The organism is Sphaerisporangium rhizosphaerae, from assembly GCF_042665155.1.
GTDB classification, from domain to species: Bacteria; Actinomycetota; Actinomycetes; order Streptosporangiales; family Streptosporangiaceae; genus Sphaerisporangium; species Sphaerisporangium rhizosphaerae.
In genome coordinates this window covers 174,317-193,426 of the sequence record NZ_JBHTCG010000004.1, presented here as the reverse complement: position 1 = coordinate 193,426, position 19,110 = coordinate 174,317, and the positions used below count along the sequence as shown (strand labels likewise).

Genomic DNA, 19,110 nt, shown 5'->3' with positions numbered 1-19,110 from the left:
GGGAGGTCTTTTCCGGGCGCGGCACGGATACTGGCGGCATGGCAATCAGCCGATCATCGTTGTCCGCGGCCTGGGCCGGGGCGCGTCCGCCGGTCGCGGACGCGTCGCTCGGCGGGGTGCTCGCGGCGGTGTCGCTGCTCGCCCTGGTGCTGCGGGCACGGGCCGAGCACATGCCGCCGCCCGGCCCGGCGGCGGTCGTGCTGGTGCTGCTGATCACCCTGCCGCTGGCCTGGCGCCGGCGCCACCCGTTCTGGGTCAACCTCGCAGTGGGCATGGGATCGGCCGTGTACGGGGCCACGCCGCTGCCCGACCTGGTCACGCCGGTGCCGATCGGCGGCGTCGTCGCCCTCTACAGCATGGCCGCGTGGTGTGAGAACCGTCGCTGGTCGGTGGCCATCGGCGTGCTGAGCGGCGGCGCGGTCATGGCGGTCGCCCTCGCCCCCGCGACCGACAGCGACGCGCTCGACCTCGCCTTCGGCGTGCTGTCGCTGGGCAGCGCCTGGGTCCTGGGTGACAGCGCCCGCATCCGCCGCGCGTACACCGCCGAGCTGGAGGCGCGCACCACCTGGCTGGCACGCGAGCGGGACTTCGAGGCACGGCGCGCGGTGACCGCCGAGCGGGCCCGCATCGCGCGGGAGCTGCACGACGTGATAGCCCACCACGTCAGCATGATGGTGGTGCAGGCCGAGGCCGGTCCGGTCGCGGCCGAACGCGACGGCCTCGCGGCGGGGCGGGCCTTCGACACCATCTCCGGCATCGGGCGCCAGGCTCTGGTGGAGATGCGCCGTCTGCTCGGCGTGCTGAGGGAGGAGACCGGCGACGGGGGACCGAGCCTCGCCCCCCAACCCGGCGTGGCGGAGCTTCCCGCGCTGGTCGAGCAGGTGCGCAGGACCGGTCTGGACGCGACGCTACGGGTGGAGGGCGATCCGGTGCCGCTGCCGGCGGGGGTGGACCTGTCGGCCTACCGCATCGTGCAGGAGGCGCTGACCAACGTGCTCAAGCATGCCGGTCACACACGAGTGCGGGTGCGGGTCCGGTACGACCAGGACGACCTGCGCGTCGAGGTCCGCGACAGCGGATCCGGCGACGAGCGTCCCGTTCCGGACGTCGACGCGGCCGGTGGACGCCCGGTCGCGTCGGAGGGGTGTTCCGTCCTGGACGGCGCTGCGGCCGGTGGAACGGTCGGGCCGGGCGGGCCTCCTGTCCTGGACGGTCGTGGTACGGCGCGGGGGCCGGTCGCGCCGGGCGGGCGTCGCCTGCTGGATGGCGGTGTGGCCGGGGGGTCGGTCGCGTCGGACCGGAGCGCGGCACGGGGCGCGGGGGACGGCGCGGAAGGACTCGGCCAGGCCGTGGCGCGGGGGCACGGCCTGGCCGGCATGCGAGAGAGGGCGCAGCTGTTCGGGGGCGAGCTCGCCGCCGGGCCGGGCCCGGGCGGCGGTTTCACGGTGGCGGCGCGGTTGCCGATCGGAGGGACGCGGTGAGCATCACGGTCGTCGTCGCGGACGATCAGGAGTTGGTGCGGGCCGGGTTCCACATGATCCTGGACGCTCAGCCGGACATCGAGGTGGTGGCCGAGGCGGCCGACGGCGCCGAGGCGGTCTCGGCGGCCCAGCGGCTCAGGCCCGATGTGGTGCTCATGGACATCCGGATGCCCAGAATGGACGGGCTCGAGGCGACCCGCCGCCTCGCGGGTCCGGGCGTCGCCTACCCGGTCAAAGTGCTGATGCTCACCACGTTCGACCTGGACGACTACGTCTACGAGGCGCTGCGGGCCGGGGCGAGCGGCTTCCTGCTCAAGGACCTGCGCCGGGACGATCTGGTCAACGCCGTGCGCGTGGTCGCGGCCGGCGAGGCACTGCTCGCCCCTTCGGTCACCAGGCGGCTCATCGGCGAGTTCTCCCGGCGCCCGCGCCCCCCCGAGAAGGCCCCCGCCGTCCTCGGGACGCTCACCCCCAGAGAGCGCGAGGTGCTGCAGCTCATGGCAAGGGGACGGTCGAACGCCGAGATCGCGGCCGGCCTGGTCATCGGCGAGCAGACGGTGAAGACCCACGTCAGCAACATCCTGGCCAAGCTGTACCTGCGCGACCGGGTACACGCGGTGATCCTCGCCTACGAGATCGGCCTCGTCGAACCCGGAACCGGCTGACGCCGCGAACTCCCACGCCCGTACCCGTCGGGCTCGGCTCTGCTGACATCCGTACGCGCCGGGTCGGCTTTGCGTACGGCGAGTGCGAGGCTGGCGGGATTCGGCGAGAATGGCGTAGAACTGCCCGATGAGCAGTGAGACACTTACCGGCCGCCTCGCGCGGGCCGCCGAGCAGGGACGGGTTCCCGATCTGCACGCCGTCATCGCCGTCCACCGGGGCCAGGTGATCCTGGAGCACTACGGGGAGGGCGAGGACCACCTCCTGAACGAGCCGCTCGGCCATGTCCGGTTCACGCCGGACACCCTCCATGACGTCCGTTCGGTGACCAAGAGCATCGTCTCCCTGCTCTACGGCGTCGCCCTGGCCGACGGCCGGGTGCCCGAGCCGCACGAGCCGCTGCTGCGGCACTTCCCCGAGTACGCCGACCTGGCCGAGGACCCACGGCGGTCCGCGCTGACGGTGGAGCACGCGCTCACCATGACCCTCGGCCTGGAGTGGAACGAGAACGTCCCCTACACCAGCGCCGCCAACAGCGAGATCGCGATGGAGATGGCCCAGGATCGCTACCGGTACATCCTGGAACGGCCGGTCGCCGAGGAGCCAGGCACGCGGTGGACCTACTGCGGGGGCGCGTCGGCGCTGCTGGCGAGGCTGGTCGAGAAGGGAACCGGGGCGAAGATCGAGGACTACGCCCGCGCCAGGCTGCTGGAGCCGCTCGGCGTCACCTCCTTCGAGTGGTCGGCCGGCGACGACGGGGTGGCGCTGGCGGCCTCCGGCCTCCGGCTGACCGCCCCGGCGCTGCTGGAGGTCGGGCGGCTGGTCCTCGACGGCGGGCGGGACCTGGTGCCCGCGTCCTGGCTGGAGGTCGCCACGCGCCCGCACGTGCGGATCGACGAGGGCTTCCACTATGGCTACCAGTGGTACGCGGGCGACGGCTGGACGGGCGGGTTCGGCAACGGCGGCCAGCGCCTGTACGTGTCATCGCCGCTGGACCTGGTGGTCGCGGTCAACGCCGGGCAGTACAACGTCCCCGACCAGCCGACCGCCCAGGTGGTCCTGGACGAGGTCATCCTCCCCGCCGTCCGCGCCTGACCTCGCCCGCTCCTTCTGGCCGGCCGGTCCCACCGGCGTGCGTCCGTCCGCGACCGGTGCGCCGTGGGGTGTCAGGAGGGCGGCCTCGTGGCGATGACGACGGTGGCGGAGTACTCGTCGGAGGTGGCCACGCGCGCGCGCAGCCCCGCGCGTTCGACGGTCTCCACAGCCTGGGACGCCTGGCGTTCGCTGGTCTCGAACAGCAGGTGCCCGCCCGCCCTCAGCCAGAGCGGCGCGCCCGCGGCCACCCTCCGCAGGACCGCGAGGCCGTCGGCGCCGCCGTCGAACGCCATCCGCGCCTCGTGCAGACGGGCCTCGGCGGGGAGCAGGTCGATCGCGTCGGTGGGCACGTAAGGCGCGTTGGCCAGCAGGACGTCCACGCGTCCGCGCAGAGTGGGCGGAAGGGGCGCGTAGAGGTCGCCTTCGTAGACCCGGGCGGGCCCGGCGAGCCGGGCGGCGACCGCGGCGACGTTGCGGCGGGCGCACGCCACGGCGGCGGGGTCGATGTCGGCCGCGTGCAGTTCCGCGCGCCGCGCCGTCACGGCCAGCGCCACGCCCAGCGCGCCCGAGCCGCAGCACAGGTCCAGGATCACCGCGTCCGGCGCGGTGAGGGTCACGGCCTGGTCGACGAGGAACTCGGTGCGGCGGCGTGGGACGAAGACGCCGGGGTCCACGGCCACCCGCAGTCCACGGAACTCCGCCCAGCCGAGGACGTGTTCGAGCGGCAGCCCGGCGGCACGCCGGTCCACCATGGCTGCGACGTCGGCGGGCGTCGTGGCCGTGGCGAGGATCAGGCTCGCCTCGTCCTCGGCGAACACGCATCCCGCCGCTCGCAGCCGGGCCGCGACGGCCACCGCCGAGCCGGGGTCACGGCCCGCGGCCGGCCCGGCGGTCAAAGGTGCGGGAGCGGTGGGCGGACGCGCGGCGGCTCCGGCGGGGCCGGCGTGGCCGGGGATGAGGGGGGCCGTGGAGGGGGCGACGGCGGGGGAAGGGGAGCGGTGCGACGGTGAAGCCGACATGTGAGCCTTTCGGGGATGCCTCGCGGGCGCTCCCGGGCTCACCTACACCGTGCGGATCGCACGACCTGGAGCAGGGAGCGCCCAACCGGGTACAGCGGTAATGGGGCTCACCTCCTAGGTCGGTCCACCAATGCGGACGGCACCACTATATGCGTCATTCCATGACCAGGCCTCCTCTTGGGGCCGGTTCCGGCCCGGGTTTCGGTCCGCGACTCGGTCCGCGACTCGGTCGGCGACTCGGTCGGCGACTCGGTCGGCGACTCGGTCGGCGACTCGGTGCGCCCGCGCCGCTCCTGCTCGCGGTGTGGCGGCTCAGGAGGAGTTCGCCGGGGCGGTCCCCGGTGTGAAGGCGGGCAGCAGGGCGGGCAGGACGGCGGCGCCGCGGGAGGTGACGGTGAGCTCGCGGGTGCCTTCGCGCGGCTCGATGAGACCTCGTGCGACGAAGGCGTCGAGCACGGCCTTGCCCAGGACGCCGCCCAGGTGGGGCAGGCGGTGGACGCGGTCGAGGCATGCCGTGGCGAGCTTGCGGCGGCGGGCGTCCACGGCGTCCAGGTCGACGCCGAGGTCGGCGAGGAAGCCGGCGCCGGCGCTGAGGGCGAGCACGCTGTCGCGCCCGTCCAGGGGCCGCAGGGCGCCGCGTTCGACGAGGGCGCCGAACACCGCGACGCCGAGCAGGCCGGCGGCGTGGTCGTAGCAGGTGTGGGCGAGGTCGTCGGCGGTCGCGGGGCGGCCGGGGCGTACGGCGAGATCGGCGTGCGCGTACCGGGCCAGCGCGGTGAGCACGTCGGCGAGCCCCGGTGAGGCGACCTGGTAGACGGCGTGCCGGCCGGTGTGCTCGACGGCGACCAGCCCGGCGGCGCGCAGGCGGGCGAGGTGGTTGCTCATGCGCGGCGCGGAGACGCCGAGGACGTCGGCGAGCTGGCTGAGGGTGTGCGGGCCCTCGGCGGAGAGCAGTTGGAGCGCGGTGAGCCGCACCGGGTCGGCGAGTTCGCGCGCGAGGGAGACGACCGAGCCCAGCACCGGCTCGCGCGCGTCGACCCATCCGCCGCTCATCGTCCCTCCCCGTTGCACGGTACCACCATTCACCAAGTCCTGAATGGTGGTTGTCCGGACGGCCCGCGGGTCGTTACATTCACCCTTAAGGGATTCGTGAAGGGTGGTTGTTGGAATGGTGCTGACGCCGGCGACGCAGGCCGCCGCCGAGACGGCCGGGCTGCGGCGGCTGCTGTGGGGGAGGGGCATCTCGGCCCTGGGCGACGGCCTGTGGTTCACCATCTGGGCGCTGTACTTCACTCGCATCCTGCATCTGTCACCCGCCCTGGTGGGCCTGGCCATGGCCGCCGCCGGCGGCGTGGGCCTGCTGACGGCGATGCCGCTCGGCGCCATGGCCGACCGGTACGACCCGCGCGCCATCCTCGTCGCCGTGACCCTCCTGCGCGGGGCCGCCATGGCCGCCTACACGCAGGTCGGCGCGCCGTGGGCGTTCGTCCTTGTGACGGTGGTCTTCGTCGCGCCCGCCAACGGGGCCTCGGCCGTCCGCACGGCCCTGGTCGCGGAGCTGGTCACCGGCACCGAGCGCCGGGTGGGAGCCCTCGCCCGGCAGCGGGTGGCCCAGCACGCCGGATACGCGCTCGGCGCCGGCGCGGGCGCGGTGGTGCTCGCGGCGGACCGGCCGTCCGCCTACCTGGCCGCCATCTGCGGCAACGTGCTCAGCTTCGCCGTCCTGGCGGCGCTGACCGCCACCATCGCCCCGCCGCCGGGGCCGCGCGCGGCGCGCGAGCCTCGCCGCGGAGTCCAGGTCGTCCTGCGCGACCGCCCCTACCTGGCCGTCATCGGCGCCACATCGGTGCTGTCGCTGTGCTGGGCGATGCTCTCGACCGGCCTGCCGCTGTGGATCGCGAACTTCACGCGGCTGCCCCTGTCACTGAGCGGAGCGGTCGTGGTGATCAGCTCGGTGGGCATCGCCGCGTTGCAGGTCCTGGTCACCCGGTTCACCGGCACCCCCGCCCAGGCTGCGCGCACCGTGGTCGGGGCGGGCGGGTCACTGGCCGTGAGCTGCGTGCTGCTGGCGACCACGGCCGGGCGCGCCGGCGCGGTGGCGATCGGCGTGGTGGCACTCGCCGCGCTGTTCCACGTGGCCGGCGAGCTGGGGTACGTCGGCGGCGGCTGGGGCCTGTCGGTGGAGTTGATGCGCGAGGACGCCCGGGGCGCCTACCAGGGGGCCTCGGAGGCGGCGACCGCGACCGTGCAGATGTTCGCGCCGGCCGTGTTCACGCTCGCGCTCACCGGGCTCGGCGCGACCGGATGGCTGCTGATGGCCGTGGTCTTCCTGGCCTGTTCCGCGCCCGTCCCCGCGCTCACCCGGTGGGCCGTGCGCACCCGGTGACCCGTCGTCCGCGGCCCTTCTTCGACGGGCCGTCCGACCTCGCCGATCCGCCTCCAGGCCCGCTGCCCGTGCGGGCGGAAGGGGCCGGTCCGGTGTCACCGGACCGGCCCCCGAGCCGGCGTCCGGTCAGCCGCAGTGCTCGAAGGGGCTGTCGTAGGCGGAGGAACCCGCCTTGCCGCCCCACTTCACGCAGGTGTCGGAGGCGGAGGCCCGGACGGGCCCCGCGTAGTAGGCGAAGGCGCCCGAGTCGGTCACCCGGCTCTTGCCCTGGACCTCCAGATAGGCGGACGTCGTGGTCGCCGAGCCGACCGACGCCGTCTTGATCGTGGTCACGCAGTTGTTGCCGTTGGAGGTGTTGTAGAGCAGGTAGACCCTGCCCGCGCTGCCGAGGGCGGCGGAGTCGATGACGCTGTAGCCGCTGCCGCAGACCTCCTCGGGCGAGTAGGGGTTGTTGCTGCCGGAGCAGTTGTGCGAGGTCAGGGTCTGCGCGGGGTAGCCGAAGGTGACGCCGTTGAAGACGGCCTTCTGGATGTTGGCCGGGTAGGAGGTGTCGGTCGTGCGCACCTCGTAGTGCAGGTGCGGCGAGATGTTGTTGCCCGGCTTGCTGGTGTTGCCCACCTCGCCGATCTTCTGCCCCTGCGAGACCTGCGCGCCGACGCCGACCGAGCGCAGGCTCAGGTGGGCGTAGTAGGTCGACCAGCCGCCCCCGTGGTCGATCTTGACCAGGTTGCCGAAGCCGTTGGTCGATCCCTGGTGGGCGGAGATGACCACCGTGCCGGCGGCGGCGGCGACCACCGTGTCGCCGTAGTCGGCGTCCGCGGTACTGCCGCGGTTCCAGTCGATCTCCCACGACTGGTGGGCGCTGCTGCCGCTGGAGTTGCCGCTCCACGACTGGTTGCAGGGGAAGGGCATCTGGAAGTTCGGGCGGGGACCGGCGGCGCTCGCGCCCGGGGCCAGCGCGACGCCTCCCGCCAGGCTGAGCAGCAGGGCGGCGCCCGCCGTCAACAATCCTCTGAGCTTCATGCGGATCCTTTCTCGCAGTTCCGGCAGGTGGCGCCGACGACGGCTCGGCGGGGCCGGTTTCGGGATACTCGGGAGGAAACTCCGAAGGACCGTCCGAGGTGTCGGAGGCTCGGCCCCTTCGCTTCGCGTACAGCGTCCGGATAAGCCGTATAAGAAACGTCCAAAACGGATACAAAGAGATCCAGAGCTTTGAGTGACCGACCCGGTGAAGCGGGTGCAGAGTCTCAAAGGAGCAGGCGGGCATGACGACTGATCGGCCCACATTCAGCGTTCTCGGACCTTTGGACGTACGGCTCGGCGGACGGCCTGTGCGCCTCGGCGGCACCAAACCGCGGATGCTGCTCGCGACTCTGCTGCTCCACGCCAACCGCGTGGTGGGCGCCAGCCACCTGATCGAGGTGCTGTGGCCGGAGCGCCGGCCGCGCTCGGCGGTGGAGAACCTGCGGACCTACGTCAGCTCCCTGCGCGCCGCCCTCGCCGAGAACGCGCCCGCCGCGCCCGCCGCGGCCGATGGGGGGCCCGCCCGAGAGCCGTTGGCAGGGGAGCCGGCGTCCCGCGGGGGCGGGGCCGTCATCCGGGCCAGGCAGTCCGGTTACGTGATCGACGTGTCCCCCGGGGACCTCGACCTGCTCGCCTTCGAGCGGCTTCTCGCCGAGGGAGGACGGGCGCGGGCCGAGGGCCGCGCCGCCGAGGCCGCGGACCTGCTGTGCCGGGCGCTGTCCCTGTGGCAGGGCACTCCGCTGGACGACCTGCCGGGCAGCCCGCTGTGGGAGGGCCGCCTGTCGCCGCTGGCCGAGACCCGGCTCACGGCGGCCGAGGAACTGCTGGCCCTGCGGGTGTCCCTCGGGCAGTACACCGCCGCGATCGGCGAGCTGCGCGTCCTGCTGGTGGAGCATCCGTTCCGCGAGAGTCTGTGGCGGCAGCTCATGCTCGCCCTGCACTGGAGCGGACGCCAGGCCGAGGCGCTGCGCGCGTACGCCACGGTCCGCGACCGGCTGGTGGAGGAGCTCGGGGTCGAGCCCGGCGCCGAGCTGCGCCGCACCCACGCCGCCGTCCTGGCGGGCGTCCCGTCTCCCGCCGGGGAGCCGTCGGGCGGGCGGGTCGCCGAGGTGGCGGGGGAGCCGTCCCTGTGGCGGCTGCCGCCCGACATTCCCGACTTCACCGGCCGGACGGCGGACGTCGCCACGCTGGTGGACGCGCTCGCGCCCGACCGGGCGGCGGGCCCGCCGGCGATCACCGTCGTCGTCGGACCGCCAGGGGTCGGCAAGTCCGCCCTGGCCGTGCACTGCGCGCACGCGGTACGCGACGGCTACCCCGGCGGGCAGCTGTACCTGGACCTGGGCGGCACCACCCCCGCGCCGGCCGGCCCGGCCGACCTGCTCGCCGAGGCGCTGCGCGCGCTGGGCGTGGCCGAGGGCGCGCTGCCCGCCGGCGTGCGCGAGCGTTCGGCCCTGTACCGGTCGCTGCTGGCCGGACGCAGCGTCCTGCTCGTGCTGGACGACGCGGCGGGCGCCGCGCAGGTGCGTCCTCTGCTGCCGGGCGGCGGCTGCTCGGTGCTGGTCACCAGCCGGCGAAGGATCACCGAGCTGCCCGGGACGCTGCAGGTCGAGCTGGACGTGCTGACGCCGCCCGAGTCCGAGGAACTGCTCGGCAAGATCGTGGGCGTCCAGCGGCTGGAGCGCGAGCGGGACGCGGCGGCGGCCATCGCCCGGTCGTGCGGCCACCTGCCCCTGGCCCTCCGCATCGCCGGGGCGCGCCTGGTGGCGCGGCCGGGGTGGCCGCTGCGTCTGCTGGAGCGGCGGCTGGAGGACGAGGCCCGCAGGCTGAGCGAGCTGCGGGTCGGCGACCTCGCCGTCCGGGCGAGCGTGGAGCGGAGCTACCGGCTGCTGCCCGAGGACGCCGCGCGGGCGTTCCGGACGCTCGGCCTGCTCGGCCCGCGCTCGCTGCCCGCCTGGGTCATCGACGCCGCGCTCGACCGGCACCACGCGGACGAGGTGGTGGACGACCTGGTGGACGCCAACCTGCTCCAGCTCGTCGGCGGCGACCCGGCCGGCCGGCCGCGGTACCGGCTGCACGACCTGATCCGCTGCGGCGCGCGGGAGAAGGCCTACGCCGACCCGCAGGGGCTCGCGCTCGGCCGGGTCGTCGGGGCGTGGCTGGCGGTGGCCGAGCGGGCCACCGCGCGGCTGCCGACCACGGTGTTCGGCCTGATGTCGCCCACGGCCACCCGCTGGGAGCCGGCCGACGCCACCGTCGGGCAGATCGGCGCCGACCCGCTGTCGTGGTTCGACACCGAGCGGGAGGCGCTGGTGGGGACGGTGCGGCTGGCCGCCGACGCGGGCATGGCCGACTCGGCGTGGGGCCTGGCGGCGTCCCTGGTGCCCTACTTCGACCTGCGCGGGCACTACGACGCCTGGCGCGGGACCCACGAGATCGCGCTGGAGGCCGTGCGCGCCAAGGGCGACGCGCGCGGCGAGGCGGCGCTGCTGCGCGGTCTCGGCCAGGTGTACCTGTATCAGGACGGGTACGCCGAGGCGGCGGAGATGTTCCACCGGTCCTACCAGCTGTTCCGGCGGCTCGGGGACGGCAGGGGCGAGGCGATCGCGATCTGCGGGCTGGGCGCGGTGGACCAGATCCGCGGCGAGCGGCTCAGGGCGCTCAGGCGGTTCCGGCAGGCGCTCGGCATGTTCCTCGGCATGGGCGACCCGGCGGGCGAGGCGTACGCGCGGCAGGCCATCGGCAAGGTGTGCCTGGAGTCGGGCGACCTCGCGGCGGCGGCGCGGTGGCTGGACGAGGCGCTGCGGCTGGCGCGGGCCATCGGCGACCGCCACCGCGAGGGCTGCGTGTTCAACCACTTCGGCCGGCTGCACGACCTGGCCGCCGACTTCGACCGGGCGACCTCCTACCAGGACCGTGCGCTGGACATCTTCGAGAGTCTCGGCGACTGCCACTGCGCGGCGTACGCGATGCAGAGTCTCGGCAACCGCCGCGCGGTCCGCGGTGAGCGGGTGCGCGCCTCGGCGCAGCTCGAACGGTCACGCACGATCTTCCGGCGGCTCGGCGACCGCAGCGGGGAGGCCAGCGCGACGCGGATGCTCGGCGAGCTGCACCGTGCGGCCGGTCGCGCCGACCTGGCCAGGGACTACCTGCACCAGGCGTTCACCCTGCAACGCGCGCTGACCGCGCCGGACGCGGGGCCCGCGGGCGATCCGGCGGGTCAGCGGGCCCCGGTGGACGTGGGGACCGTAGGCGATGCGGCCGGTCAGCGGGCCGCGGTGGACGTGGGAACCGTAGGGGATGCGGCGGGTCAGTGGGCCGCGGCGGTGGAGATGCCGACGCCGCCGCGGGTGTCGCCGCCGTAGCGCCGCTTCTCGCCGGCGATGTCGAGCGGTCTGATGCTCGATCGCCCGGCGATCGTCTCGGGCGTGAGCAGCCCGGCGGGCACCAGCCAGGAGACCTCGAACTCGATGCCGTCGGGGTCCTTGGCGTACAGCGCCTTGGTGGTGGAGTGGTCGGAGGCGCCGACCAGCGCGCCGAGGTCGCGCAGCTTGGCGGCGATCTCCTCCAGGTCGTCGAGGGTCTCGACCTCCCAGGCCAGGTGGTAGAGGCCGACGGTCGCCCGCCCCGCCTCCCCGGCCTGCGGACCGATCTGGAACAGGCCGAGGTCGTGGTCGTTGTTCGACGCGGGGGCCTGCAGGAAGGCCGCGCCGGGGAAGCCCATGACCACGCGGAAGCCGAGCGCCTCCTGGTAGAAGGCGACGCTGCGCTCGACGTCGCGGACGTACAGGACGGCGTGGTTGAGACGGTGGACCGGCATGGCGCCTCCAATAGCTTGAACTCTCAAGTAAGCATACCCGCACATGGTTGAGAGTTCAACTATCCGCGCGTCAAGTACGTGGGACCGTCAGTGATGAGGCGCGAGCAGGTAGGCGCCGGGGTCGGCGATGATGCGCTGGAGCACCTGACCGGCGGCGCCCAGCGCCGCGGCGTCGGCCCCGACCTGCGACACGACCACCGCGGGGACGCGGGCGCGCATCTGCCCGAGTCGCTGGTGCAAGGTCTCCTCCGCCGGCCCCGACACCCACGGGAACAGCGGGGCGAAGATGCCGCCCAGCACGATGGTGTCCGGGTCGAGCAGGTTGACCGCGCTGCTGAGCGCGACGCCGAGCGCCGTCCCCGCCCGCCCGCAGGCGGCCAGGGCATCGCGGTCGCCGGCCCGCAACCGGGCGACCAGCGCGGACATCTCCTCGCCCGGGGGCAGCAGGGCGTCCTGCCCGGCGTACCGTTCGAGGCACCCCGAGCCGCCGCACCGGCACTCCGGGCCGTCCGGCGCGACGACGACGTGGCCGAGCTCGCCCGCGTATCCATGCGCGCCCCGGAACAGCGCCCCGTCGACGACCAGGCCCGCGCCGATGCCGATCTCGCCGGAGACGTGCAGGAAGTCGCCGAGCGCGGCGCCCGAGCCGAACCACAGCTCGCCCAGGGCGGCGAGGTTGGCCTCGTTCTCCACCAGCACCGGGAGCGGCAGCCCCAGGGCGCCCGCGACCGCCACGTCCCGCCAGCCGAGGTTGGGCGCGCGGTGGACGTTGCCGGTCGACCGGTCGACCGGGCCGGGCAGGGCGACGATGCCACCGGCGACCGACAGCCCGAGCCCGGCGGCCTCGGCCAGCACGGACGTGGCCAGTGCGCGCAGCCGGACGATCACGTCCTCGGGAGAGGCGGCGCGGTTGTCCACAGCCTGGGCACGGAGCAGCCGCACCGTCCGGCTGAGATCGACGACGCAGGCCGCCAGGTAGTCGACGTTGATCTCCAGGCCGAGGGCGGCCACGCGGTGCCCGCTGAGGCGGACGGCGACGCCCGGCCTGCCCCGCTCGCCGTCCCCGACCGTGCCGGACTCCACGGCCATGCCCGCGTCGATGAGGTCCGCGACCAGCTTGGACACCGTGGTCTTGGACAGGCCGGTGGCCTCGGCGAGCGCGGCGCGCGTCAACGGCCCCCGGCGGTCGAGCGCTCCGAGGACCACGGCGAGGTTCCCCGCCCGCATCGCGTCGTGCCGTACGGCGTGGGTCATCGGCGGGTCTCTCCGGTTCCGATCACGGCCTCCAGTGTGGTCCGGTGAAGTGGCCCGGCGGTCCCTCTTGACCTCGGGCGGATCGGGGCAGAGTATTTAGTCCACAACATAGACTAAATCGGGAGACACTCCGTGGACGCGTACACACCCAAGAAGGAAGACAAGTTCACCTTCGGCCTGTGGACGGTGGGCTGGCAGGCGCGCGACCCGTTCGGCGACGCCAGCCGGGCCCCGCTCGACCCGGTGACCAGCGTGCACCGCCTCGCCGAGCTGGGCGCCTACGGCGTGACGTTCCACGACGACGACCTCCTCGCCACCGAGCCCGACCGCGACAAGGCCATCCAGAACTTCAAGCAGGCCCTCAGCGAAACCGGCCTCAAGGTTCCCATGGCGACCACGAACCTGTTCACCCACCCCGTCTTCAAGGACGGCGGCTTCACCAGCAACGACCGCGACGTCCGCCGCTACGCGATCCGCAAGGTCATCCGCAACATCGACCTCGCCGCCGAGCTGGGCGCGACGACCTACGTCTGCTGGGGCGGGCGCGAGGGCGCCGAGTCCGACGGCGCCAAGGACGTGCGGGCCGCGCTCGACCGCTACAAGGAGAGCCTGGACATCCTGTGCCAGTACGTGCTCGACAAGGGGTACGACATCCGCTTCGCGCTGGAGCCCAAGCCCAACGAGCCGCGCGGCGACATCCTGCTCCCCACGATCGGTCACGCGCTCGCGCTGATCGGCGAACTCGAGCACCCCGAGATGGTCGGCCTCAACCCCGAGGTGGGCCACGAGCAGATGGCCGGGCTCAACTTCGTGCACGGCATCGCGCAGGCGCTCTGGCACGGCAAGCTCTTCCACATCGACCTCAACGGCCAGCACGGCCCGAAGTACGACCAGGACCTCGTCTTCGGCCACGGCGACCTGAAGAGCGCGTTCTTCCTGGTCGACCTGCTGGAGAACGGCGGCTACGAGGGCCCGCGCCACTTCGACTACAAGCCGCTGCGCACCGAGGACGCCGAGGACGTGTGGGTCTCGGCCGCCGCCAACATGCGCACCTACCTCATCCTCAAGGAGAAGGCGGCCGCCTTCCGCGCCGACCCCGAGGTGCAGGCCGCGCTCACCGACTCGCGCGTCACCGAGCTGGCCCAGCCGACCCTCGCTCCCGGTGAGACCTACGAGAACCTGGCCAACGACGACTTCGACATCGACAAGGCGGCCGAGCGCGGCTTCCACTTCACCCGGCTCAACCAGCTCGCGCTCGAGCACCTCCTCGGAGTGCGGGGATGACGCTGGTCGCGGGAGTCGACTCATCGACGCAGAGCTGCAAGGTCGTCATCCGCGACGCCGAGACCGGGGCCCTGGTCCGCGAGGGCAGGGCCCCTCACCCCGTCGGCACCGAGGTGCACCCCGACCACTGGTGGGAGGCCCTCCAGCGGGCCCTCGCCGAGGCGGGCGGGCTGTCGGACGTGGCGGCGCTGTCGGTGGGCGCCCAGCAGCACGGCATGGTCTGCCTGGACGAGAACGGCCAGGTGGTCCGGGACGCGCTGCTGTGGAACGACACCCGCTCGGCGCGCGCGGCGCAGGACCTGGTGGCCGAGCTCGGCGGGCCGCAGGCGTGGGCGGAGGCGGTCGGCAGCGTCCCGGTCGCTTCCTTCACCGTGACCAAGCTGCGCTGGCTGGCCGAGCACGAGCCGGACAACGCGGCCCGCACCGCCGCGGTGGGCCTGCCGCACGACTGGCTCACCTGGCGGCTGGCCGGCGCGCCGGGCGTCAACGCGCTCACCACCGACCGCGGTGACGCCTCGGGCACCGGCTACTGGTCGCCGGGCACGGGCTCCTACCGTCCCGACCTGCTCAAGCTCGCGATGGGCCACACCCCCGTGGTGCCGCGCGTGCTGGGCCCCACGGCGCAGGCCGGCCGGGCCGGTGAGGTGATGCTGGCGCCGGGCACCGGCGACAACATGGCCGCCGCGCTCGGCGTGGGCCTCGGCCCCGGCGACGTGGCGGTCTCCATCGGCACCTCGGGGACGGTCTTCGCCTGCGCCGGCGAGCCGAGCCACGACCCCTCGGGGGCCGTGGCGGGTTTCGCGGACGCGACCGGCCGGTTCCTGCCCCTGGTGTGCACGCTGAACGCCGCCCGGGTGCTCGACGCGGCGGCGCGGATGCTGGGCGTCGGCCTGGACGAGCTGGGCGATCTCGCCCTGCAGGCGCCCCCCGGCGCGGACGGGCTGGTGCTGGTGCCCTACCTGGAGGGCGAGCGGACCCCGAACAAGCCGGACGCCACCGGCTCGGTGCACGGGTTGCGGCTGGCCAACTCCACGCCGGCGCACTTCGCGCGGGCCGCCGTGGAGGGCATGCTGTGCGGGCTGGCCGACGGGCTGGACGCGCTCGGCGTCGAGCCGCGGCGCATCCTGCTGATCGGCGGGGGCGCCCGGTCGCGGGCCGTGCGCCAGATCGCGCCCGCGGTCTTCGGGCGTCCCGTCGTGGTGCCCGAGCCGGGCGAGTACGTCGCCGACGGCGCGGCCCGCCAGGCCGCGTGGCTGCTCAGCGGCACCGCCGAGCCGCCGGCGTGGCTGGCGGGCGAGCCGGAGGTCTACGAGGCCGACCCGGCGCCCGGCGTCCGCGCCCGGTACGCGGAGGCGGCCGCCGCCGTCTGACCCGGTGCCGGGGCCCGCACGCCGGGCCCCGGCACCCACGGCGGGCGAGCGTCCCCGCGACCGGCGGACGTCCCCGGGACCGGCCACGGCAGGCGGGGGAGGACCCTGAGGGACCCCGAGATCGCCTCAGGGGTCGTTCAGGGACGGCACCGGATGTTCGAGACGGCCGTTCCGGGACAGTCTTGGACCATGCTGAGAAGGCTTTACCCCCTGGCCGCCGGAGCGGGCATGCTCGCCGCGTCGATCGCGGCGCTGCTGGCCGCGTCGCTCACGATGGCGGCCGGCCGCGTCGGCACCCCTTCGGGCGTCCTGGACCTCACCATCGGCCGCGCCGCCGCGCTGGAGCCCGGTGGCGTCACCGAGCCGGTGCTGGCCCTGGTCGGCCTTGCCACGCTGGGACTGCTGGCCGGCATGCGCGCCGTCGCGGCGCCGCTCGCGGGGTGGCCGGAGCGGCTGCTGCTGGCGTGGGCGGTGTCGCTGATGGGCGCGGCCGTCGTGCCGGTCGCGGGGGTCGCGGACGCGCTGATGGCGCTGGCACTGATCAGCATGGCCGCCGCCGCGGCGCTGATGGCACGGCGGTTCGGCGAGGACGCGCGGTGGGCGGCGCTGGCCCGTCCGCTGGAATGGCTGGCGCTGGGCGCGGGCGGCGGGCTCGCCGTGCTCACCTATGTAGCCCTTCCCGGGCACCAGGTTCTGATCGGTGTGGCGGAGTGGGCTCTGCTCGCGGTCGAAGTCGCCATTCTCGCCTTTTCCGCCGTGCAACTGGTGCGCGTCGCCCTGCCGGCGCGGACGCGCATCGCCACGATCATGGCGATGGCCGCGACCATGGAAAACGCTACAAGTGGCGCACGAAACACCACTGCGGTGTTAAGCCGACAGTAAACGCAGAAGCGCTTAATTCACGATATATCACAGAAGCATCAAGAAAATCAGCCGCCACAATGCTATCCTCATCGGCGATCTTCACCCTCGGCTGCCGGTCCCTTACGGCATCCCGCCAACCGATGAGGTGCCATGGCATCGAGCAGGTCCATCAGATTCAAGATCTCTGCTTTGCTCGTGATCCCGCTCCTCTCGCTGACCGCCCTCTGGATCTTCGGGACGAGCGTCACCACGCGGGACTCGCTGAACCTGCTCGCCGTGTCGTCGTTGTACGAGGAGATCGGCAACCCCGGCGACCAGTTGACGATCGCCCTCCAGCGTGAGCACCTGCTCTCCGCCGAATACCTCGGCGCCCCCTCCGAACGGACCCAGACCGAGCTGCTGCGCCAGCGCCAGCAGGTCGACCTGCTCCGCCAGCGGATGCGCAGGCTCGCCCTCACCGAGACCGCGCAGTCCAGGCTCGCCACGCCCGAGATGCGCGCGCGGTTCGCCGATGTGATGGCCGTGGTCGACAAGCTCGACGCCACCCGCGCGTCCGTGGACAGCGGGGCCATGGACCTGGTGACGCTGACCCGCGACTACGCCATGGTCCCCGACGCCATGCAGAAGCTGGTCGTCAGCATGTCTCTCACCGGCGGCCTGGAACTGTTCCACCAGTCGCAGAGCCTGACCGCGATGGCGTACGCCAAGGACCACCTCTCGCGCGAGCGGGCGCTCGCCGCCGGCGCGATGATCGAGAACCGGCCGCTCAACCCCGGCGAGCTGAGGACCTTCTCCGCGCTGGCCACCACCCGCCGGTTCCTGTTCGACCAGGGGATGGCCGAGCTCGAGCCCTCCGTGCGCGCGCCGTTCGCCGCGCTGGCGCGCTCGGAGGAGTACCGGCGCTTCTCCACCCTGGAGAACGACATCGTCCTCGGCGAGGGCCGCACCTTCTCCCACAAGACCTGGCGGACGATCACCGACCGGGTGGAGGGCTCCTACCAGGGCACGCTCACCCGCGCCGGCGCCGCGCTCGCCGCCGGCGCCGAGCCGGTGGCCATGGCCTCCTTCGTGCGGGCCGGCCTCGCGGGCGCGCTCGGGCTCATCGCCGTCGTCAGCTCGCTCCTGGTCGCCTTCCGCGTGGGACGCCGGCTGACCCGGGAGCTCGGCGACCTGCGGACCGCCGCGGCCGACCTGGCGACCGTGCGCCTGCCGCGCGTCGTCGAGCGGCTGCGCGCGGGCGAGGAGGTCGACACCGCCGTGGAGGTGCCGCCGCTGGTCAGCACCGCCACCACCACCGAGGTGCGCGAGCTCACCGCGGCGTTCAGCAGCGTCCAGTGCACCGCCGTGCGGGCCGCCGTCGAGCAGACCCGGCTCCGCGACGCCGTCGGCGAGGCGTTCCGCAACCTCGCCCGGCGCAGCCAGTCGCTGCTCCAGCGCCAGCTCCGGCTCCTGGACGGCATGCAGCGGCACGCCGAGGACCCCGAGACGCTGCGCGACCTGTTCCGGGTCGACCACCTCACCACCCGCATGCGGCGGCACGCCGAGGGCCTGGTCATCCTGTCGGGGGCCTCGCCGGGCCGCACCTTCCGCCAGGAGGTGCCGGTGATGGACGCGCTGCGCGCGGCGGTCGGCGAGGTCGAGGACTACACGCGGGTCCGCGTCCACCCGATGCCCGAGGTGATGATCGTCGGCAACGCGGTCGCCGACGTCATCCACCTGTGCGCGGAGATGATCGAGAACGCCACCTCGTTCTCCCCGCCGAACACCGAGGTCACGGTGAACGGCGAGATGGTGGCGCGGGGCTTCGCCGTCGAGATCGAGGACCGCGGGCTCGGCATGACGGCCGGGGAGCGCGACGCGCTGAACGAGAAGCTGGCGCGTCCGGCCGAGTTCGACCCGGCCGACACCAAGCGCCTGGGCATGTTCGTCATCGGCCGGCTCGCCGCCCGCCACGACATCCGGGTCGAGCTGCGCGCGTCGCCCTACGGGGGCACGACCGCGATCATCCTGCTCCCCGACCGGCTGATCACGATGCCCGAGCGGCCGGCGGCCACGCCCGTGCGGCCCACCCCGCCGCCCGCGCGGACCGCGATCCTGCCCGCCGCGCGTGCCAGGTCCTTCTTCGACGAGCGGCCGGCGAGCCCGCCCTCCGGCCTGCCCGTCCGCACCAGAACCGCCCCCGCGACGGAGGCGTCCCGGCCCCAGGAGGCCGCCGATCCGTCCGCGCCGCTGACGCACGACGCCCCCGAGCCGCCCGCGCCCCTGACACAGGGCGCTCCCGAGCCGACCGGCCCGCGCTCCTTGGACCCCGGACCGCGCCTGCCGCGCGAGGAGACCTCCGGCCCGATGGCCCGGCCGTGGCAGCACGCACCGGAACGGGCGGACGCGGCGCGATCGCCCGATGCGCCGGCGCCGCAGCCGCCGCCCGCGTCCCGCCCGGCGGCGCCGGGCAAGGGGGCCCTCCCGCGGCGCACCCGGCAGGCCAGCCTGGCCCCGCAGCTGCGCCCGCAGAAGGGGCATTCCGGCCCGGCCGTGCCGGCGGCCCACGGCGGCCACCCGCGAGAGGATCAGCGGGGCAACGGTCACCCCCGGGAGGAACAGCGGGGCAACGGTCATCCCCGGGAGGAACAGCGGGGCGACGGCCACGCATGGGACGAGCAGCGGGGCAACGGCCACGCGCGGGAGGCGGAGCGGGGCGACGGCCACGCGCGGGATGAGCACGGCGGCTCGGCGGCGGTCGCGGGGACGCCCGTGGAGCGATCGCCCGAGGAGTCCAGGGCGTTGTTCGACTCGCTCCAGCTCGGCTGGCGGCGGGGCAGGGCCGGCGACCGGCCAGACGGTGAGGAGGTGTGAC

Annotated in this window: 14 protein-coding genes; 9 read left to right on the top strand and 5 right to left on the bottom strand. The window is 74.2% G+C overall.

All coding sequences use genetic code 11. The features are described 5' to 3' along the window. Window positions 1-38 precede the first annotated feature (38 nt). From ACFQSB_RS07970 to ACFQSB_RS07960, 3 genes are all read left to right on the top strand, one after another. Complete coding sequence (locus ACFQSB_RS07970; protein WP_380825284.1) at window positions 39-1,481, top strand: sensor histidine kinase; 1,443 nt, start codon at window positions 39-41, stop codon at window positions 1,479-1,481. After that, window positions 1,478-2,146 carry a response regulator gene (locus tag ACFQSB_RS07965; protein ID WP_380825283.1) on the top strand — a complete coding sequence of 223 codons (669 nt, stop codon included), beginning with the start codon at window positions 1,478-1,480 and terminating at the stop codon, window positions 2,144-2,146. The genes ACFQSB_RS07970 and ACFQSB_RS07965 overlap by 4 nt, the downstream gene beginning before the upstream one ends. 127 nt (window positions 2,147-2,273) lie before the next feature. Beyond that, the gene (locus ACFQSB_RS07960) at window positions 2,274-3,239 is read left to right on the top strand and encodes a serine hydrolase domain-containing protein (RefSeq protein ID WP_380825281.1); all 966 of its coding nucleotides are present in this window, start codon (window positions 2,274-2,276) and stop codon (window positions 3,237-3,239) included. Window positions 3,240-3,310: 71 nt separating this feature from the next. Here the strand turns inward: ACFQSB_RS07960 and ACFQSB_RS07955 are convergent, their stop codons facing one another. Beyond that, window positions 3,311-4,258 (bottom strand): putative protein N(5)-glutamine methyltransferase, encoded by a 948-nt coding sequence (locus ACFQSB_RS07955; RefSeq protein WP_380825279.1) that lies wholly within the window; start codon window positions 4,256-4,258, stop codon window positions 3,311-3,313. A gap of 312 nt (window positions 4,259-4,570) precedes the next feature. After that, window positions 4,571-5,311, bottom strand: coding sequence for an ArsR/SmtB family transcription factor (locus ACFQSB_RS07950; RefSeq protein ID WP_380825278.1), 741 nt, complete (start codon window positions 5,309-5,311; stop codon window positions 4,571-4,573). 115 nt (window positions 5,312-5,426) lie between these two features. Between ACFQSB_RS07950 and ACFQSB_RS07945 the strand changes: the two genes are divergently transcribed. Next, window positions 5,427-6,644 (top strand): MFS transporter, encoded by a 1,218-nt coding sequence (locus ACFQSB_RS07945; protein ID WP_380825276.1) that lies wholly within the window; start codon window positions 5,427-5,429, stop codon window positions 6,642-6,644. 126 nt (window positions 6,645-6,770) lie between these two features. On the opposite strand, the gene ACFQSB_RS07940 is transcribed toward ACFQSB_RS07945, so the two are convergent. Next, complete coding sequence (locus ACFQSB_RS07940; protein WP_380825275.1) at window positions 6,771-7,667, bottom strand: M23 family metallopeptidase; 897 nt, start codon at window positions 7,665-7,667, stop codon at window positions 6,771-6,773. Between the two features lie 242 nt (window positions 7,668-7,909). On the opposite strand from ACFQSB_RS07940, the gene ACFQSB_RS07935 reads away from it, so the two are divergent. Further along, window positions 7,910-11,029 (top strand): AfsR/SARP family transcriptional regulator, encoded by a 3,120-nt coding sequence (locus tag ACFQSB_RS07935; protein WP_380825274.1) that lies wholly within the window; start codon window positions 7,910-7,912, stop codon window positions 11,027-11,029. Here the strand turns inward: ACFQSB_RS07935 and ACFQSB_RS07930 are convergent. Then, window positions 10,975-11,484, bottom strand: a complete 510-nt coding sequence (locus ACFQSB_RS07930; protein ID WP_380825273.1) for a VOC family protein — start codon at window positions 11,482-11,484, stop codon at window positions 10,975-10,977. The genes ACFQSB_RS07935 and ACFQSB_RS07930 overlap by 55 nt on opposite strands. Before the next feature lie 87 nt (window positions 11,485-11,571). Continuing rightward, the gene (locus ACFQSB_RS07925; protein WP_380825271.1) at window positions 11,572-12,738 is read right to left on the bottom strand and encodes an ROK family protein; all 1,167 of its coding nucleotides are present in this window, start codon (window positions 12,736-12,738) and stop codon (window positions 11,572-11,574) included. Window positions 12,739-12,870: 132 nt separating this feature from the next. On the opposite strand from ACFQSB_RS07925, the gene xylA reads away from it, so the two are divergent. The 4 genes from xylA (at window position 12,871) to ACFQSB_RS07905 (ending at window position 19,109) form a co-directional block, all read left to right on the top strand. Continuing rightward, window positions 12,871-14,022: a xylose isomerase gene (gene xylA / locus ACFQSB_RS07920; RefSeq protein ID WP_354918341.1), complete on the top strand. Its 1,152-nt coding sequence runs from the start codon at window positions 12,871-12,873 to the stop codon at window positions 14,020-14,022. Continuing rightward, complete coding sequence (gene xylB, locus ACFQSB_RS07915; protein WP_380825269.1) at window positions 14,019-15,392, top strand: xylulokinase; 1,374 nt, start codon at window positions 14,019-14,021, stop codon at window positions 15,390-15,392. Before xylA ends, xylB begins: the two co-directional genes overlap by 4 nt. 189 nt (window positions 15,393-15,581) lie before the next feature. Next, entirely contained in the window at window positions 15,582-16,274 is a 693-nt protein-coding gene (locus ACFQSB_RS07910) for a DUF998 domain-containing protein (protein ID WP_380825268.1), read from the top strand. Between the two features lie 177 nt (window positions 16,275-16,451). Continuing rightward, window positions 16,452-19,109, top strand: a complete 2,658-nt coding sequence (locus ACFQSB_RS07905; RefSeq protein WP_380825266.1) for a nitrate- and nitrite sensing domain-containing protein — start codon at window positions 16,452-16,454, stop codon at window positions 19,107-19,109. The last annotated feature ends 1 nt before the right edge of the window (window position 19,110 follow it).

Bases quoted from the DNA above. Each gene is read 5' to 3' on its own strand.
- ACFQSB_RS07945 (WP_380825276.1), top strand. From the start codon at position 5,427: ATGGTGCTGACGCCGGCGACGCAGGCCGCCGCCGAGACGGCCGGGCTG.
- ACFQSB_RS07925 (WP_380825271.1), bottom strand. From the start codon at position 12,738: ATGACCCACGCCGTACGGCACGACGCGATGCGGGCGGGGAACCTCGCC.
- ACFQSB_RS07940 (WP_380825275.1), bottom strand. From the start codon at position 7,667: ATGAAGCTCAGAGGATTGTTGACGGCGGGCGCCGCCCTGCTGCTCAGC.
- ACFQSB_RS07935 (WP_380825274.1), top strand. From the start codon at position 7,910: ATGACGACTGATCGGCCCACATTCAGCGTTCTCGGACCTTTGGACGTA.
- ACFQSB_RS07930 (WP_380825273.1), bottom strand. From the start codon at position 11,484: ATGCCGGTCCACCGTCTCAACCACGCCGTCCTGTACGTCCGCGACGTC.
- ACFQSB_RS07960 (WP_380825281.1), top strand. From the start codon at position 2,274: ATGAGCAGTGAGACACTTACCGGCCGCCTCGCGCGGGCCGCCGAGCAG.
- ACFQSB_RS07970 (WP_380825284.1), top strand. From the start codon at position 39: ATGGCAATCAGCCGATCATCGTTGTCCGCGGCCTGGGCCGGGGCGCGT.
- xylB (WP_380825269.1), top strand. From the start codon at position 14,019: ATGACGCTGGTCGCGGGAGTCGACTCATCGACGCAGAGCTGCAAGGTC.
- ACFQSB_RS07910 (WP_380825268.1), top strand. From the start codon at position 15,582: ATGCTGAGAAGGCTTTACCCCCTGGCCGCCGGAGCGGGCATGCTCGCC.
- ACFQSB_RS07950 (WP_380825278.1), bottom strand. From the start codon at position 5,311: ATGAGCGGCGGATGGGTCGACGCGCGCGAGCCGGTGCTGGGCTCGGTC.
- ACFQSB_RS07955 (WP_380825279.1), bottom strand. From the start codon at position 4,258: ATGTCGGCTTCACCGTCGCACCGCTCCCCTTCCCCCGCCGTCGCCCCC.